The sequence below is a fragment of the Roseinatronobacter ekhonensis genome (genome assembly GCF_900499075.1).
Classification (GTDB): domain Bacteria; phylum Pseudomonadota; class Alphaproteobacteria; order Rhodobacterales; family Rhodobacteraceae; genus Roseinatronobacter; species Roseinatronobacter ekhonensis.
The window spans coordinates 18,635-35,878 of the sequence record NZ_UIHC01000026.1 but is presented as its reverse complement, the minus strand read 5'-3'; the positions used below and the strand labels follow the sequence as shown (position 1 = coordinate 35,878).

Annotated in this window: 15 protein-coding genes; 9 read left to right on the top strand and 6 right to left on the bottom strand. The window is 60.3% G+C overall.

What is annotated here, in order from left to right; all coding sequences use genetic code 11:
- Positions 1-25: 25 nt before the first annotated feature.
- The 4 genes from glnT to ROE7235_RS12335 form a co-directional block, all read right to left on the bottom strand.
- The gene (gene glnT, locus ROE7235_RS12350) at positions 26-1,354 is read right to left on the bottom strand and encodes a type III glutamate--ammonia ligase (RefSeq protein WP_121095830.1); all 1,329 of its coding nucleotides are present in this window, start codon (positions 1,352-1,354) and stop codon (positions 26-28) included.
- A gap of 72 nt (positions 1,355-1,426) precedes the next feature.
- Positions 1,427-2,770, bottom strand: coding sequence for an FMN-binding glutamate synthase family protein (locus tag ROE7235_RS12345; RefSeq protein ID WP_121095850.1), 1,344 nt, complete (start codon positions 2,768-2,770; stop codon positions 1,427-1,429).
- Between the two features lie 11 nt (positions 2,771-2,781).
- Positions 2,782-3,465 (bottom strand): GltB/FmdC/FwdC-like GXGXG domain-containing protein, encoded by a 684-nt coding sequence (locus ROE7235_RS12340; RefSeq protein WP_121095829.1) that lies wholly within the window; start codon positions 3,463-3,465, stop codon positions 2,782-2,784.
- A gap of 3 nt (positions 3,466-3,468) precedes the next feature.
- Entirely contained in the window at positions 3,469-4,365 is an 897-nt protein-coding gene (locus tag ROE7235_RS12335; protein WP_121095828.1) for a class II glutamine amidotransferase, read from the bottom strand.
- Between the two features lie 397 nt (positions 4,366-4,762).
- Between ROE7235_RS12335 and ROE7235_RS12330 the strand changes: the two genes are divergently transcribed.
- Genes ROE7235_RS12330 through ROE7235_RS12315 form a run of 4 tightly spaced genes read left to right on the top strand, consistent with a single transcriptional unit; the run spans position 4,763 to position 8,608 of the window.
- Entirely contained in the window at positions 4,763-5,899 is a 1,137-nt protein-coding gene (locus ROE7235_RS12330) for an aminomethyl transferase family protein (RefSeq protein WP_121095849.1), read from the top strand.
- Positions 5,900-5,959: 60 nt separating this feature from the next.
- Positions 5,960-6,568 carry a dimethylamine monooxygenase subunit DmmA family protein gene (locus ROE7235_RS12325; RefSeq protein ID WP_121095827.1) on the top strand — a complete coding sequence of 203 codons (609 nt, stop codon included), beginning with the start codon at positions 5,960-5,962 and terminating at the stop codon, positions 6,566-6,568.
- A complete protein-coding gene (locus ROE7235_RS12320) occupies positions 6,565-7,527 on the top strand; it encodes a PDR/VanB family oxidoreductase (protein WP_121095826.1) in 963 nt (320 codons plus the stop codon). The genes ROE7235_RS12325 and ROE7235_RS12320 overlap by 4 nt, the downstream gene beginning before the upstream one ends.
- A 13-nt stretch (positions 7,528-7,540) precedes the next feature.
- Positions 7,541-8,608: a heme-dependent oxidative N-demethylase family protein gene (locus ROE7235_RS12315; RefSeq protein WP_121095825.1), complete on the top strand. Its 1,068-nt coding sequence runs from the start codon at positions 7,541-7,543 to the stop codon at positions 8,606-8,608.
- A 3-nt stretch (positions 8,609-8,611) separates the two neighbouring features.
- On the opposite strand, the gene ROE7235_RS12310 is transcribed toward ROE7235_RS12315, so the two are convergent.
- Positions 8,612-9,274, bottom strand: coding sequence for a helix-turn-helix domain-containing protein (locus ROE7235_RS12310; RefSeq protein ID WP_245963956.1), 663 nt, complete (start codon positions 9,272-9,274; stop codon positions 8,612-8,614).
- A gap of 89 nt (positions 9,275-9,363) precedes the next feature.
- Here ROE7235_RS12310 and ROE7235_RS12305 point away from each other — a divergent pair, with 89 nt between their 5' ends.
- From ROE7235_RS12305 to ROE7235_RS12295, 3 genes are all read left to right on the top strand, one after another.
- Positions 9,364-10,368, top strand: coding sequence for a GlxA family transcriptional regulator (locus tag ROE7235_RS12305; RefSeq protein WP_121095824.1), 1,005 nt, complete (start codon positions 9,364-9,366; stop codon positions 10,366-10,368).
- 322 nt (positions 10,369-10,690) lie between these two features.
- Positions 10,691-12,049: an ammonium transporter gene (locus ROE7235_RS12300; protein WP_121095847.1), complete on the top strand. Its 1,359-nt coding sequence runs from the start codon at positions 10,691-10,693 to the stop codon at positions 12,047-12,049.
- A 144-nt stretch (positions 12,050-12,193) separates the two neighbouring features.
- Positions 12,194-12,925 (top strand): FadR/GntR family transcriptional regulator, encoded by a 732-nt coding sequence (locus tag ROE7235_RS12295; protein WP_245963955.1) that lies wholly within the window; start codon positions 12,194-12,196, stop codon positions 12,923-12,925.
- Here ROE7235_RS12295 and ROE7235_RS12290 read toward each other — a convergent pair.
- Positions 12,922-14,229: an ABC transporter substrate-binding protein gene (locus ROE7235_RS12290; RefSeq protein ID WP_121095823.1), complete on the bottom strand. Its 1,308-nt coding sequence runs from the start codon at positions 14,227-14,229 to the stop codon at positions 12,922-12,924. The genes ROE7235_RS12295 and ROE7235_RS12290 overlap by 4 nt on opposite strands.
- A 169-nt stretch (positions 14,230-14,398) precedes the next feature.
- Between ROE7235_RS12290 and ROE7235_RS12285 the strand changes: the two genes are divergently transcribed.
- Entirely contained in the window at positions 14,399-15,769 is a 1,371-nt protein-coding gene (locus tag ROE7235_RS12285; RefSeq protein WP_121095845.1) for a trimethylamine monooxygenase, read from the top strand.
- Between the two features lie 209 nt (positions 15,770-15,978).
- Positions 15,979-17,229 carry a sarcosine oxidase subunit beta family protein gene (locus ROE7235_RS12280; protein ID WP_121095822.1) on the top strand — a complete coding sequence of 417 codons (1,251 nt, stop codon included), beginning with the start codon at positions 15,979-15,981 and terminating at the stop codon, positions 17,227-17,229.
- Positions 17,230-17,244: the final 15 nt, after the last annotated feature.

Genomic DNA, 17,244 nt, shown 5'->3' with positions numbered 1-17,244 from the left:
TGCCCGATCGGGCGCGGTTTGCGCGTCAGATATCAAGCGTGTTGTCCTTTTCCCAGCGGCTGAAATGCGACACGAAGGAATTCCATTCCTTGTGTTTCAGTTTCAGGTAGGAGCGCGAAAACTCCATGCCCATCGCCTCCATCAGCGCGGCATCATCTTCATAGGCGCGCAGCGCGTCGAGCATGTTCAGCGGCAGCTTGGGCGCATCCGTGACCTTGTGCCCTTCCGAATACATGTCGATGTCGCGGCGCGGGCCGGGGTCCGCCTTTGTGCGGATGCCGCTCAGACCCGCCGCAATAATGACTGCCTGCAACAGATACGGGTTGGCCGCGCCATCGGGCAGGCGCAATTCAAACCGGCCCGGCCCCGGAACACGCACCATATGGGTGCGGTTGTTGCCGGTCCATGTCACCGAATTGGGCGCCCATGTCGCCCCTGACATGGTGCGCGGCGCGTTGATCCGCTTGTAGCTGTTCACCGTGGGGTTGGTGATGGCCGCAAGCGCGCTTGCGTGCTTCATGATCCCGCCAAGGAAATGCTTGCCGCGCTCTGACAGCCCGACCTCGCCGGTCTGCCCTTCGCCCTCACCGGCAAAGACATTGACCTTGGCCTGCTTGCCCGGCGCGTCCCAGACAGAGATGTGCACATGGCAGCCATTGCCGGTCAGGCCCTCGATGGGCTTGGGCATAAAGGTCGCGCGGAGCCCGTGCTTTTCGGCCACCGACTTGACCATGAATTTGAAAAAGCTGTGCTTGTCCGCAGTTTTCAGGATGTCGTCGAATTCCCAGTTCATTTCAAACTGGCCGTTCGCGTCTTCATGGTCATTCTGATACGGACCCCAGCCCATATCCAGCATGTAATCACACACCTCGCGCACGACGTCATAGCGGCGCATGACGGCCTGCTGGTCGTAGCAGGGTTTCTCGGCGGTATCGAACGGGTCGGAAATGGCATCGCCTTCGGGGGTCAGCAGGAAATATTCAGCCTCGACCCCGGTTTTTACATGCAGCCCTTCCTCGGCGGCTTCTGCCACCAGCCGGCGCAACACGTTGCGCGGCGCTTGCGCGACGTCCTGCCCTTCCATCACGCAATTGCCTGCGACCCAGGCCACTTCCGGTTTCCAAGGCAGTTGAATAACCGATGCCGGGTCCGGCACGGCCAGCATGTCGGGGTCAGCAGGCGTCATGTCCAGCCAGGTTGCAAAGCCCGCGAACCCCGCGCCATCGGCCTGCATATCGGCAATGGCCTGCGCGGGCACCAGCTTGGCGCGCTGCCCCCCGAACAGGTCGGTGAAGGAAATCATGAAATATTTGATGCCGCGGTCGGCGGCGAATTGTGCCAGATCGAGTGTCATGCGTCTGTCCCCTGTTGGTCTTTTTGATCGAAAAACGCGGGCCAGCATGTGCCAGCCCGCGTCAGTAAACTGTCAGTAACCGCTGCCCGGTTTCCCCGGATACCAATCCGTCCCGGCTAGTGGAATTTGCGCCATTGCGGCGGCTTCCATCGTGAGCGCGCATAGGTCTTCGGGTTCCAGATTGTGCAGGTGGTTGTGACCGCAGGCGCGCGCGATGGTCTGCGCTTCCAGCGTCATCACCTTCAGGTAGTTGCGCAGGCGGCGCCCCGCCTCTACCGGGTTCAACCGTGCCGCCAGCTCCGGGTCTTGGGTGGTAATGCCAGCCGGGTCTTTGCCCTCGTGCCAGTCATCATACGCGCCCGCCGTGGTGCCCAGCGCGTTGTACTCGGACTCGTATTTAGGGTCATTGTCGCCCAGCGCGATCATGGCCGCCGTGCCAATGCTGACCGCATCAGCCCCCAGCGCCAGAGCCTTGGCGACATCCGCGCCGGTGCGAATACCGCCAGAGACGATCAACTGCACCTCGCGGTGCACACCCAGTTCCTGAAGCGCGCGCACGGCAGGGCGGATGCACGCCAGCGTCGGCAGGCCGACGTTTTCAATGAACACATCCTGCGTTGCCGCCGTGCCGCCCTGCATCCCGTCCAGCACCACCACATCGGCCCCCGCCTTGACAGCAAGCGCCACGTCATACTGGGGGCGCGTGCCCCCGACCTTGACGTAGATCGGCACTTGCCAGCCAGTAATCTCGCGCAACTCCAGTATCTTGATTTCCAGATCGTCCGGCCCGGTCCAGTCCGGGTGACGGCAGGCCGACCGCTGGTCGATCCCTTTGGGCAAAGTGCGCATTTCAGCGACACGGTCGGAGATTTTTTGCCCCAGCAACATACCGCCGCCGCCCGGTTTCGCCCCTTGGCCCACGACGATTTCAATCGCATCGGCGCGGCGCAGATCGTCCGGGTTCATGCCGTAGCGCGAGGGCAAGTATTGATAGACCAATGTCTTGGAATGCCCGCGCTCTTCGGCTGTCATGCCGCCATCGCCGGTGGTGGTCGACGTGCCCGCTTCCGACGCGCCGCGCCCCAAGGCTTCCTTGGCCTGCGCGGACAAAGCCCCAAAGCTCATGCCCGCGATGGTGATGGGAATGTCCAGCTTGATCGGCTTTTTCGCAAAGCGCGTGCCCAGCGTGACACTGGTATCGCATTTCTCGCGGTAGCCTTCCAGCGGGTAGCGGCTGACCGACGCGCCCAGAAACAGCAGGTCATCGAAATGCGGCACGCGGCGTTTCGCACCGCCGCCGCGAATGTCGTAAATGCCGGTGGCCGCGGCCCTGCGAATTTCGGCGTTGATCGGGTTCGAGAAAGTCGCCGATTGAATCGGCATGGTGCGCGGTGTGCGGCGTTCATCGTCTTTCATGGTCATACCCCTCAGTAGGCCGCAGCATTGTCGATATCGAAGTTGTAGAGCTTTCGGGCAGAGCCGTAACGCCGGAACTCTTCCGGCTTGGCGTCTATTCCCGCGCGCGCCAAAAGATCGCGCAAAATCTCCAGATGTTCGGGACGCATCTCTTTCTCGATGCAATCGGCGCCAAGGCTTTTGACCGACCCGCGCACGAAAAGCCGCGCCTCGTACAGCGAATCGCCCAGCGCATCGCCCGCATCGCCGCAGACAACAAGATTACCCGCCTGCCCCATGAAGGCGGACATATGGCCGATATTGCCCTGCACCACGATGTCGATGCCCTTCATCGAAATGCCGCAGCGGCTGGATGCGTTGCCCTTGATGACCAACAAGCCGCCGCGCCCGGTCGCACCGGCATATTGGCTGGCATCCCCGTCGATAACGACAGTGCCCGACATCATGTTTTCGGCCACACCCGGCCCGGCAGAGCCGGTGACATGGATCGTCGCCTGCTTGTTCATGCCGCCGCAATAATACCCGGTCGATCCGCGCACGGTAACGTCGATCGGGGCGTCCAGCCCCACGGCGATGGCATGCGCGCCGCGCGGATTGTGCACTTCCCATTGCGTGGCATTGGTCTGTTCCGCCTGCGCCTGAAGCGTTGCGTTCAATTCGCGCAGCGGCTGGGTGGCAAGGTCTATGGTCTGCATGGCTCAGTGGCTCCAGAAGTAAACGGTTGCGGGTTCGGGTTCCCAGACGCGAGCGGCGTCGATGCCCGGCAGGTTGACCAACGCGCGGTATTCGGACCCGAACGCAACATATTGGTCGGTTTCGGCCATAACGGCAGGCTTGCAAGCGATAGGATCGCGCACCACGCCAAAGCCGTCCTTGGTCCCGACGACAAAGGTGAAAAAGCCGTCCAGATCGTCGATAGAGGATTCGAGCGCCTTGCCCAGTGTTGCGCCTTCGCGCATCCGCCAGCTTAGATAGGCCGCGCCCACCTCTGTGTCGTTCTGGCTTTCGATACGCATGCCCGCCGCGCGCAGCTTGCGGCGCAGGCTGTTATGATTCGACAGCGACCCGTTGTGCACCAAACACTGGTCCGCGCCGGTCGAAAACGGGTGCGCGCCTTGCGTGGTGACAGCTGATTCGGTCGCCATGCGGGTATGGCCGATACCGTGGCTGCCCTGCATGGCGGATAGGCTGAAGCGCGACGCGACATCCTTGGGCAAGCCCACTTCCTTGAAGATTTCGATCCGCTCGCCGTCGCTCATAACGCGCAGACCGGGGCGCAGATCGGTCAATGCGGCGCGCGCGTCCTCTGCCCGGTCAGCAGGCAGGTCGAGCACGGCATGTGTGTCGACCACGCGTTGCGTGACTTGAACACCCAGCGCGGCAGACAGATCTTCCGCCAGAGTGGCAAAGTCCTGTTCCGCCTGCGCCGATTGCACGGTCATCTTGGTGCGACCACCCGCACCCGCGCCATAGACCGCGATCCCGGCGCTATCGGGGCCGCGATCTGTCATGGTGATCAGCATATCGGTCAGCATCGCACCCAGTTGGGGTTCGAGCGACTTGTCCTTCAGGAATAATCCGACAATCCCGCACATGGCTTGTTCCTCTTGGTCTTGGGGTTGATCACACGCTAGCAGCAATCCAACCGCCCATCAACTGATAAGAATTATTTTTTCCTAAGCGGAAATATCCTAAAGCCGCCTTGCCCAATTCCTGAGCGATCACTTGGGCACGCACGCGCGGCGATCTTGCGCTGGCCCGATTCGGTGAGCTTGCGCCAATTGAGAACCAATTTAGCACCAAGAATGCGCAACTCGCACCAATTTAGAACAGATTTATTGCCTATCAGGAATATATTTTTCTTTTTATGTTGATTTTTTGGCTCAGTGTGGTCTGCTTTGACTTAGAAGGCGCAATCACCTCGCTCCGCCAGCAGGCAAGCAAAACCAATTTATACCAAAATGCGCCACACAGACGATGGGAGAGACAGACATGACGCAATCTTGGCGATTTTCAGCATTGGCAGACCGTCACCGCGCGATGGGTTCGAACCTAGAGGACTGGTCGGGGATGGGCACCGCCTGGAGCTACGACAAGGATCAGAAAGAAGAGTACCTCGCGATCCGCACCAAGGCCGGGTTCATGGACGTGTCAGGCCTGAAAAAAGTGCATGTCGTCGGCCCGCATGCGTTTCATGTCATCGACCGCGCAACCACGCGCAACGCCGACAAGATCAAGCCGGGCCGCAGTTCCTACGCGACCATGTTGAACGACGAAGGCAAGTTCATCGACGATTGCGTGATCTATCGCACCGGCCCGAATGCTTACATGGTTGTCCATGGCGCGGGTCAGGGGCATGAGCAACTGACCATGGCAGCCATGGGCCGCGACGTCGATATCCGCTTCGACGACAACCTGCATGACATTTCATTGCAAGGGCCGATGGCGGTGGATTTCCTGGAAAAACAGGGGGTTCCTGGCATTCGTGATCTTGCCTATTTCTCTCATGTTCAGACAATGCTTTGGGATAAGCCGGTCATGATCTCGCGGACTGGATACACCGGCGAGCGCGGGTACGAGATTTTCTGCCGCGCACAAGATGCCGTGGCAATCTGGGACGGATTGGTCGAACACGGCGCCCCGATGGGGATTATCCCGACGCGCTTCACCACGCTCGACTGGCTGCGCGCTGAAAGCTACCTGCTGTTCTACCCGTATGACAATTCCGATCAGTATCCGTTCGAGGATGAAAAGGCCGGCGATACTCTGTGGGAGCTGGGGCTGGATTTCACCGTATCGAAGGGCAAGACCGGCTTTCGCGGCGCGGAAGAACACTACCGCCTGAAGGGCAAGGAACGCTTCAAGATTTACGGTGTGAAACTGGAAGGCACCACCCCTGCCGAGGAAGGTGCCGCGCTGATGAAAGACGGCAACCAGGTCGGGGTTGTGACCATCGGCATGTATTCCTCGCTCAACAAGCACAATGTCGGGATTGCCCGGATGCCGGTGGACTGCGCGGTCGATGGCACGGCCATGGTGGTCAAGAACGCGGATGGCGAAATCCCCTGCGTGGCCCATTCCATGCCCTTCTACGACCCGGACAAAAAGCGCCGCACCGCCAAGGGCTAAACCGCCAACAGGGCGCGCGGCCCTACGCGCGCCCCCTGCCAGACAGGAGATGCACGCCGGATGAGCACGTTCGACTTCCCCCCCTCCATTGCCAGCCGCCCGACCTATGGAGCGCTCGCCCCGCGCGCGGGTGCTGCACAAATCATGCTTGCCGATGCTGAAGGCGCAGAGGCGCTTTTGGCGGTCGCACAGGCCGACCCGGAGCTGATGCATCGCGCGCATGTCATCTACATACCTAAGCACACGGGCGAGCGGTTCACCGACCCGCTTCGCGCCGCCGCCCCGGACATCTTGCACATCGCGCCCAGCTACCCCGCCTGCACGCAGCGCTTGCACCGGGTTTTCAGCGCAGCGCCGATGGGTGCGCAGATCTATCTGGCCGGAACGGAGGGGCTGATCGGGCAGGCCATGGCGCTGGCCCTGCAGATCGGGATTCCGAAATCCGCCATCCAGACCGAACATCGCGGGTCCGTCGCGCGGCGCGTGCAATGCGTGCATTGCAAGGGCATCACCGAAGACGTGATGACCGACCCGTTCCAATGCGGCCATTGCGGGCTGAACCTGTTTGTGCGCGACCATTACTCGCGCAGGCTGGCCGCGTTTCAGGGCGTCTGCATAGATGCCGAAGACCCCGGCAACGTGCCCCCATCGGTGGAGCTGTATTCATGAGCGCCGGTCTGGAAAAGCTGCCCGTTATCGTCACGGCCAAGGTCAAGCTGAACGATTTGGTCACGCGCTTCGAATTCGCCCATGCAAGCGGCAAGGCGCTGCCGCCGTTTTCCGGCGGGGCGCATACGGTCGTTGAAATGCAGGATGGTGCCAAGACCCGCCTGAACCCCTATTCGCTGATGTCGGACCCGATGGACCCCACGCAATACGCCATTTCCGTGCGGCGCGACGCGGCCGGACGTGGCGGGTCCGTATTCCTGCATGACAAGGTACAGGTCGGGGACAAGCTGATGCTGGGCATGCCGGTCAACCTGTTCGCGCTGGATCTGACCGCGCGCAAGCACCTGATGATCGCGGGCGGCATCGGGATCACGCCGTTTGTGGCGCAGATCAAGCAATTGCAGACCACGGGCGGCGCGTTCGAATTGCACTATTCCGCCCGGTCGCAAGCGCTGGCCAGCTATGCCGACGACTTGCGCGCGGCGCATCCCAAACGGGTCAACCTGTATCTGGACGACCAGAACCAGCAAATCCCGCTGGAACGCCTGCTGTCGGGTCAGCCGCCGGGCACGCATGTTTATGTCTGCGGCCCGCGCGGGATGATCGACTGGGTTCTGGCCACCGCCGAACGGCTTGGCTGGCCGCCCGAGGCCGTGCATTCCGAAGAATTCCTTGCCCCGCAATCCGGCAAACCATTCACGGTGGACCTGGCGCAAACGGGCAAAACCATCACCGTCGGCGAACATGAAAGCCTGCTGGAAGCAATGGAGCGCGAGGGCGTCGATGCGCCCTATCTGTGCCGTGGCGGCGCCTGCGGGCAATGCGAAACCCGCGTGATCGCGCATGACGGCACGTTGCAACATAACGACCACTGGCTGGAAGATGACGAGCGCGACGGCAGCAAGATCATGCCCTGTGTCAGCCGGTTCGAAGGCAGCCGGCTGGTGCTGGACAGGTAAAGGAGACGGGACCATGACGATCCAGTTCAACGACGAAACCTTCCGCGACGACTACACCTTCCGCAACTCGGAATGGGCAATCCGGCGTTTTCCCTTCCCCTTCCACGAAGACAGCTACATGTATTCGGTCAACATGGAACGCCACCGCGGCGGGCCGGAAGGGTCGGTCTACGAAAAGCGCTTCGATGTGGACGAGCATTACATCTCGGAAATGCGCGACCGCGCGCAGGTCTTGGCGGATGACCCGCTGCGCTGCCAGTCACTGCCGCATATGACGCTGGCGGGGTGGGACTTGCTGGAGCTGATCATGGTCAGCAAATCCGAGGATTACCCCGACCTGTTCGAGCTGCACCGCGACGGCGCGACATGGCGCTGGGTCAACAAGCCTCTGGGCATTGATGACACCTTTACCTTCATGGACGAGTCCAGCCTGCCCTATGGACCGATGGAGTACATTACCCGCCAGACCCAAGGCGATTTCGCGGTGCTGGACCAGCGCGAAAACAACCTGTGGATGGATGCGGGCATGGTCACAACACAGGCCGACTGGTCGCTGGATTTCGACATCGGGATGAACTTTTTCGAATGGCACGCGCCGGTGCCGATGGCGCATGAAATGGGCGTGTTCAAACGCGCGCTGAAATTCCTGCTGAATGTGCAGCAAGGCAGCCCCGCGCGGCGGTTGAACTGGACGATGACGGTCAACCCGTTGCTGGATACCAGCCCCGAAAACTACCACAAATGGGGCATTCAAAAGACCATGCTGACGCCCGAAAACGTGGGCCGCAAGCAGCATTTGCGGGTGGAGTTGCAGACCTTCTTTCGCCTGCCGCGCTCTAACGCGCTGGTCTTCCCGATCCGCTGCTACCTGATCGCGCTGGAAGACCTCGTGACCGTGCCGAAATGGGGCCGCCGTTTGCACCGCGTGATCCGTGATCTGCCCGAGGAACTGGCAACCTATAAAGGATTCATCGACAATCGCCCGATGATTCTGGATTATCTGTCGCAATATGACGATGGGCAGACCACGTCACCCGGTATCTGGCCTGATCTGGACACAGAGCCACCGCTGCGCCGCTGAATGTCAGGTGCTTTGCGGATAGGCGATGATAGACAGATAACGGGCCGGAAGCTTGTCCAGAACCTCTGGCCCGTGCGGCGCATCTGCGTCGAAAAACAACGTGTCACCAGGCTGCAAGTGATAGAGTGTATCGTTATGGCGATACTGCAATTCCCCTTCCAGCATATAGATCGTTTCAATTCCGCCATGCTGGAAGGTTGGGAAAATGTCGGACTCGTGGGTCAGCGTAATCAGGTAGGGCTCGACCATAACGCCGCTGGCATTGGACCCGATATGCCCAAGCAGGTTATATTGATGGCCCGCGCGCGTGCCGGCGCGCTCGGTTTCTACCCCGGTGCCAGCGGGGGTGTGGACGGCTTCGCGATGTTCTTCGAAGCCGCGAAAAAAGGCAGTGAGCGGCACGCTCAACGCATGCGACAGCGCCTGCAAGGTAGTCAACGACGGAGAGGTGTTTCCATTCTCTATCTTCGACAACATCCCGATGGACAGGCCCGTCAACTCGGCCAGATCAGCCACGGTGATGCCCTTTTGCCGCCGAAACGCGCGGACTTCGCGCCCAATTGCCACCTCCAGCACCTTTTCGCGTTCTTCGCGGGTGCTGTGCGGATCCTGACGCAACTGCGCGGCCCGTCCAGCCATGTCAGCGGTTTCAACAGTCGTCGTCATCTATCGCCCTTTGCCAATCATTCGTCCATGACCGCTAGAGATCGGGTCATCAAGGAGCCTGCGAAATGTTTACCCGCAGTATACATAGTATGACTGAAAATGAAAATATCCAGCTTGGCTTCCTGATTTTTCCGGGCTTTCCCATGGCCTGCCTGACCTCTATGATAGAGCCATTGCGCGCGGCCAATGAAATTGCCGACACCCGCGCGTTTGAATGGACCCTGATCTCGGAAGAGGGTGGCCCTGTCGAAAGCAGCGCGGCGGTGGCATTCCATCCCAACTGCGCCCTCGCAGGGGCGGCGCATCTGGATTACCTGTTCTTGCTATCGCCGCCCACCGGCACGTTCATCGACCCGCGCAAGGGCTATGGCGCATTGCGCAACCGCGCGCGCCATGGCGCGATCATGGGCGGCGTCAGCGGTGGTGTGTTCCCGCTTGCACGCTCTGGGCTGTTGGACGGGCATGTCACCTCTGTGCATTGGTGTTATGCTGCGGCTTTCGCGGATGAATTCCCCGACCATCGCACGACCGATGATGTCATCATGGTCGACCGCCGCCGCGTTACGATTTCCGGTGCGGCAGCCGGGTTTGACCTTGCCTTACGGTTGATCCAGCAGCGCTTGGGCGACGAGGTGACAACCGAAGTAGCCTGCTGGTTCCAGCACCCGTTCGTGCGTGGCGACGGCGTGCGCCAGCGCGTGCCCGCGCTTCGTTCGACCGCCGCGTCCGATATGCTGCCCGAACCCGTCGGGCAGGCATTGCGGATCATGGATGACCATCTGGAAGACCCGATTGCGGTGGGCGATATCTGCGAGCAGATCGGCATTTCGCCACGGCACCTGGAAAGGTTGTTCAAGATGCAACTTGGCAAGAGCCCCAAGCTTTATTACCGCGAGAAACGGCTTGATGCGGCGCGCCAGTTGGTCATGTATTCCAACCGCCCGCTGCGCGAGATTGCTCTGGCGTCTGGGTTTTCCAGCCCGTCAGCATTGCGCAAACGCTACGCAGAGGCCTACAGCCTGACCCCGGAAGAAGACCGCGACCGCATCAACATGTTTCGCGTGCAGCAAAACGCACCGGTGCCTTCCAGCTAGCAGGCAGCCCGCTGATGACTGATTCGGACCGGCCACAACCGATTCGCAGATAAGACCGAATTTCGAACCAGTTTGAACCATATGGGCCTCAAGCCAGGAAATTTGGACCAAATATCAGGCCAATTTCCCACTTCTAGGAAAGTTTTATTCGCAAAGGGCAATTTTTTGCTTTGTAAAACCTGAACCTAGGGTCATCCTTTTCCTGTCCCGGCAACCGGTTGTAAAATTGGTTCAAGAGTCGGCGACAGACAACAGGGATCAAGACCCATCCAGCGAGCGCGAGGGGATACCCCGCACCCTGCTGCCGGTCATGGAGAATGAAATGTCACTCAATCTGGAAACCGTCTTTGCCGAGCAGGTCACACTGAACTCGCTTGTGCAGAACCTTGTCTATGCCTCTGGCACGGTCGGGGCCATCATGGTCGTTGTCGGCCTGCTGATGATCGACGCGGGCACGACCCGCAGCAACAATCTGCTCAACTCGACCCTTGAAAAGCTGTTGGGCTTTTTCATCGGGTTTGCCACCTATTTCATAATCGGGTTCGGCTTTTGGGCCGCGCAATACTACATCATGGAAGGGGCAACGCTGACCGACTCCATCAAGGATTGGTGGCTGGCTGGCGGAATGGCCAACGCCCGTGCGCATGAGGTCGATCCGGGCGTCTTTCCCGGTCTGAACACGTTCCAGATATTCATCTTCTTCCTTGCGTGCTTTGCCGGCATCATCAATGTGTTGTTCCATTTCGCTGTGGCAGAACGCATGAAGGCCGCGGCCTATTTTATCTTTTGCGCGGTCGCGACGGTGGTGTCCTCGGCGCTTAGCTGGGCAACATGGGGCTCTGTCGGGCCGTTGACCAACCCCGGTTTTCACGACTTCTTCGGCGTCGGTTTCGTCTACCTGTTCCCGGCAGGCATGGCGCTGGTCATGGTCCCGAAACTGGGCGCGCGTCCCGGCATGTTCGGCCCACACCCCAAGGTGGCCAGCTATGATGCCCCCAGCATCGGGCTGGCGGCTACAGGGCTTGTGACGATCTTTGCCTCGTTGCCCATGGTGATCCTGTCCTGCCTGTTCTTTTTCGACCCCGAAGCATTGGCGGTCAGCGTGACCATGGCCAATACCAGCGTTGGCATTGCGTTTAACAATTACGGTCTGGCTTGGGCTGGTGGCGCAATTTCGGGTTTGTTGATCGCGTATAAAACCCGCAGCTACGCCTATACTCTGCTTGGCCCGCTTGCTGGCTACGTTGCAGGCGCGTCGGGGTTCGATGTGTATCTGCCGTGGCAGATGTTCCTTGTGGCCCTTGGCGCGCCCTTTGTCGCCTATGCGGTCTACGAGTTCACGCTCAAGCGCGGCATTGACGAACACAAACTGTTCCCACTGTTTTTGGGCGCGGGCAGCTACGGGCTGATCATGCTGGGTATCTTCAAGGCCGGCACCGCGCGCGGCGGTTATCTGGGCTTCGAGGACGGCGCCTATGCATTCCAACATGGCCAGATCGGGATCGTGATGCAGGTGGTCGGCATTCTGGCTTGCGTGGGGACGGGCGTTGTCACCGCATTGGTGCTGGGCTTCATTCTTGAAAAGACCATCGGCCTGAAGGTCGAGGAAGACGACCAGGCAAGTGGTCTGGACCAAAAGGTCTGGGACATCGCACCACCTTCGGCAACGCCAGCCGAATAAACCCCAAAACAGGCGTGCGCCAAAGTGCTTTGGCCATGGCGCACGCCACTATCCGTCCGGCTTTTCTGGCAAACCACGCCGACAACCATTATGTATCTGTTCAAAGCAGGCGGCGCTGCACGCGCAGTCAGAGGAATAGGCAATATGGGACTGGCGATGAATTCACGGCTGGAAGCGGGGCTTGTGCTGGATCAGGCTGTAGGCGGCACGGTTCAGGTCGTGATCGACACGCTTTTCGCCAAAATCCAGTCAGAGGAATATCCCGCCGATTCGCGCTTGCCCAGCGAACGCGCAATGGCCGCCGAACTTGGCGTGTCCCGCAATACAGTGCGCGAGGCTCTGGATGTGCTGGCCACGCATGACATTATCCGCAGGCGGGCAGGAAGCGGCAGCTTTGTAACCTATCGCGCCCGCGCGGTCGAACAGGCGGGCAGCGGCTCTATCGCGGAACGCACCAGTCCTTTGGACCATCTTGTCGTGCGCAGCATCATAGAGCCCGAGATGGTGCGCCTTGCGACCATCAACATGAGCCCGCGCGAGTTGGAAGAACTCGACGATATCGTATCGCGCATAGAACGCGTGCGCACGGATGTGGGCGAGTTCATCAAATGCGAGGAAGAGCTGTATCGCAAGATCGCGCAGGGAACGCGGAACCCGCTGCTGGAAGCCTGCTACGAGCTGACGATTGACGTGTGTCGGCAAAGCTTCCGCACCGCATTGATGCGCCGTCATCTGACACAGGACCGCATTCAGAACTACCAAGCCCGCTACAATACACTGTTCAATGCGATTGCTGCGCGAGATGTGGAAGCTGCGGTCGAATTCGTGAAGCTACACTTGATCGACGAACAAAAGCTTCTTTTGCACGAAAGCTAGAGCGCCCCGCCCGGAACGCGCGGATGCAAGGCTTGCGGAGTCACGGGGGCCGCCAGCTTCTGGTGCCAAAGCTGACCCAGATCGCGCATTTCGGCCTCTAGCAGGCTTTCATGCCGGTCCAGCCATCCGCGCACCGATCCGAATTCGACAATCCGCGCCTTTCCTTCGGTAATTCGCACAACCGGCCAATCACCGACCAGTGCATGACTGATCCCGAAAACACGCTCGCCCCACCATTCTGCCGGGCCAAAAGCGTGGTTGACCTTGCCCATCTGCTTCATCGCAGCCAGCACAGCCGCGGCATTCAGCGCGCCGACCTTTTCGACCGCTGCGTGCCAGATATCCAGAATGGCGACATATTCCCAACTGACCGCACTCCAACTGTCGGGGAAGCGATCCTGATATTCGGCATAAAAGCTGTGCGGCTGGTTGAAGAAAAACGCTTTTTCCGCCAGCGCCGGATCGTCGAAATCCGGGAACTGGAAAATCGCGCCCTCCATGAACTCGGTCGAGGTGCGTGCGACAAGCCGCTCATACTGATCCAGTGTGCAGGACAGGATCTTGCCGCGAAACCCTTGGGCATGGGCGTATTCGGTCATGGCGTGCACCATTGGGGTATAACTGGTGCACCAGCACAGCAGATCGGGGGTCTCATCCAGCATAGGTTGAACAATTCCGGCTACGTCCGTGTCGTCGGGCGCGTATTGGACCTCTTTGCACAGCGTATGACCCGACGCTTTCAGCGCCGCGCGATAGGTTGCCAACGATGGCAGGCCGAACCCGTCGCGCTGGCTGCATACGTCCACGCGCCGCAACTCGGGGCAATGTCGCCCGATCCAGTCCACCCCTGTCACGTTATAAACCGGATGCACCTCTGACGGGGCGATCAGGTAGCGGGCATCGGGCGACAGATCGCTGGGCAGCAGCGTAGAGGCCAGAACACGGTGTTCGTTCAACAACCCGCGCAGGGCGGCGACATGGTCCCCGCCCAACAGCATCAGCAGGGACACACCGTCCTGCACGATTAACTCGCGCGCGGCATTCATGGATGCGGTCGTGTCACCACCCCAATCGCGCGCGATAACCCGCACCGGGTAGCGCCGCCCCTGAATCAGCAGGCCGCCCGCGCGGTTCAGCCAGTCCTCCCAGATCTGGCATCCCTGATAGCCGGGCAGACCCCAAGACACGGCCGGACCGCTTAGCGGCACCAACATGCCAATCTTGACCTCTTGCGTCATGCCCACGCCAAAGCTGGGCAAAAGGCTGCGCATGGCCATGCGATGGGCGAAACTCGTGTCTATCATGACAGAAGATTAGCACGCCGGTCGGCGCGCGCGACGGAAAATGCGCCGCGCGCCAGAAAACATTTATTACTGTGATGAAATTTTATTGACAGATTGGCCCGAACTGGCGCAGCATTGGTTCAGACCAATTCTTGTATTGGTTCCTTCCACCGCTGACGGAGACATCGCAATGACCCAGAAGAAAGTCGCAATCATCGGGGCCGGCCCCTCTGGCTTGGCCCAGCTTCGCGCCTTCCAGTCTGCCGCCGCCAAGGGCGAACCGATCCCGGAAATCGTCTGCTTTGAAAAACAGGACAACTGGGGCGGGCTGTGGAACTACACATGGCGCACCGGGCTGGACGAAAACGGCGAACCGGTCCATTGCTCGATGTATCGCTACCTGTGGTCCAACGGGCCCAAGGAAGGGCTGGAATTCGCCGATTATTCGTTCGAGGAGCATTTCGGCAAGCAGATCGCCTCTTACCCGCCACGCGCCGTGTTGTTCGACTACATCGAAGGCCGCGTGAACAAGGCCGGTGTGCGCGACATGATCCGTTTCAGCACCGTAGTGCGCTGGATCAGCTACGATACCGGCACCGAAAAATTTACCGTAACGGTGCATGACCATTCGAAAGACACTGTCTATTCCGAAGACTTCGACAATGTTATCGTCGCGTCGGGCCATTTCTCGGTGCCTAATGTGCCGCATTACCCGGGCTTCGAATCCTTCAACGGGCGCTTGCTGCACGCGCATGATTTCCGCGATGCGCGCGAATTCACCGACAAGGATATTCTGGTGATGGGCTCGTCCTATTCCGCCGAGGATATCGGCTCGCAATGCTGGAAATACGGCGCAAAAACAGTCACGTCCTGCTACCGTTCTGCCCCGATGGGCTTCGACTGGCCCTCGAACTGGGAAGAAAAGCCCGCGCTGGAACGGGTCGACGGCAACACCGCCTATTTCAAGGATGGCACGTCAAAAGATGTCGATGCGATCATTCTGTGCACCGGCTACAAGCATAGCTTCAACTTCCTGCCCGACGATCTGCGCCTGAAAACCGCCAATCGGCTGGCCGCGGCAGACCTGTATAAAGGCGTGGTCTGGGTGCATAACCCCAAGCTGTTCTATTTGGGCATGCAGGACCAATGGTTCACCTTCAACATGTTCGATGCGCAAGCCTGGTGGGTGCGCGACGCGATCATGGGCAAGCTTGCGATCCCCGAGGACAAAGCGGAGCTGCTGGCGGATGTCGCAGAACGCGAGGCCCGCGAAGAGACCAGCGACGACACCAAATACGCCATCAAGTATCAGGGCGACTATATTCAGGAACTCGTGGCCGAAACCGATTATCCCTCTTTCGACGTCGGCGGCGCATGCGAGGCGTTCTACCAGTGGAAAAAGCACAAGGCCAAGGACATCATGGCCTTCCGCAACAACAGCTACCGCTCGGTCATCACGGGCACAATGGCACCTGTCCACCATACGCCATGGAAAGACGCGCTGGATGACAGCATGGAAGCCTATTTGCAGAACGAGGCAGAGACCACGCCGGCGGAATAACCCCCGGCCAACGCGTGGGCCTTGTGCGCCCGGCCCTTTCCACGGGGGCCGGGCGTGTCGCATTTTAACGCGCGAGTCGCGAACTTCCTGCAACTATTTATGGCGCTTTCCGCCGCCAGAGTCGCATCTGAGAAGGGTCATGTCCGATTTGCGCGTGACGCGCGCGGCACTGCAGCGATATGCAGAGGAGGCCACAAAGGAGGGCCCCGATGCGCTATTCCGGCTTTCGCGTTCTGCAACAGGCCCTGACCGGCCATAAAGGCTGGCAGCCCGCATGGCGCGACCCGGCCCCCAAGCCGCGTTACGACATCGTCATCATCGGGGGCGGCGGTCATGGGCTGGCAACCGCCTACTACCTTGCGCGCCAGTTCGGGCAGGCCAATATCGCGGTTCTGGAAAAGGGCTGGATCGGCGGCGGCAATGTCGGGCGCAACACGACCATCATCCGCTCGAATTACATGCTCGACGGCAATGAACCATTCTACGAGTTCTCGCTGAAACTATGGGAAGGGTTGGAGCAGGATTTCAACTATAACGCCATGGTCAGCCAGCGCGGCATCCTGAACCTTATCCACTCGGATGCGCAGCGCGACGCCTTCACCCGGCGTGGCAATGCCATGATCCTGAATGGCGCGGATGCCGAATTGCTGACCGCCGAACAGGTCCGCCGCGAATACCCGTTCCTGAATTTCGACAATGCGCGCTTTCCCATCAAGGGCGGCTTGGCACAGCGCCGAGGCGGCACGGTCCGGCACGATGCGGTTGCCTGGGGCTATGCGCGCGGCGCAGACAGCCGCGGCGTCGACATCATCCAGAATTGCGAGGTGACTGGCTTTCGCATCGAAAACGGCACCTGCCTTGGAGTCGAGACCTCGCGCGGGTTCATCGGCGCGGGCAAGGTCGGCGTGGCGGTTGCGGGCAATTCCAGCCGCATGATGGCCAAGGCTGGCATGCGCCTGCCCATCGAATCCCATGTGCTTCAAGCCTTTGTCACCGAGGGGCTGAAACCGGTCCTGCCCGGCGTCATCACCTTCGGCGCAGGGCATTTCTATTGCAGCCAGTCCGACAAGGGCGGGCTAGTCTTCGGCGGCGATCTGGACGGCTACAATTCCTACGCCCAGCGCGGCAACCTGCCCGTGGTCGAAGACGTGGCCGAAGGCGGCATGGCGCTCTTTCCCGGTCTTGGCCGCGTGCGCCTGTTGCGCATGTGGGGCGGCATCATGGACATGTCGATGGACGGCTCGCCCATCATCGACCGCACGCATATCGACGGGCTCTATTTCAACGGCGGTTGGTGCTATGGCGGGTTCAAGGCCACCCCGGCCTCTGGCTGGTGTTTCGCGCATCTGCTGGCCACAGACACGCCGCACCCGACCGCCACCGCCTACCGTTTCGACCGCTTCAAACGCGGGCGGATGATCGACGAAAAAGGCATGGGCGCGCAGCCCAACCTGCATTGAGCGCCTCATGCAAAC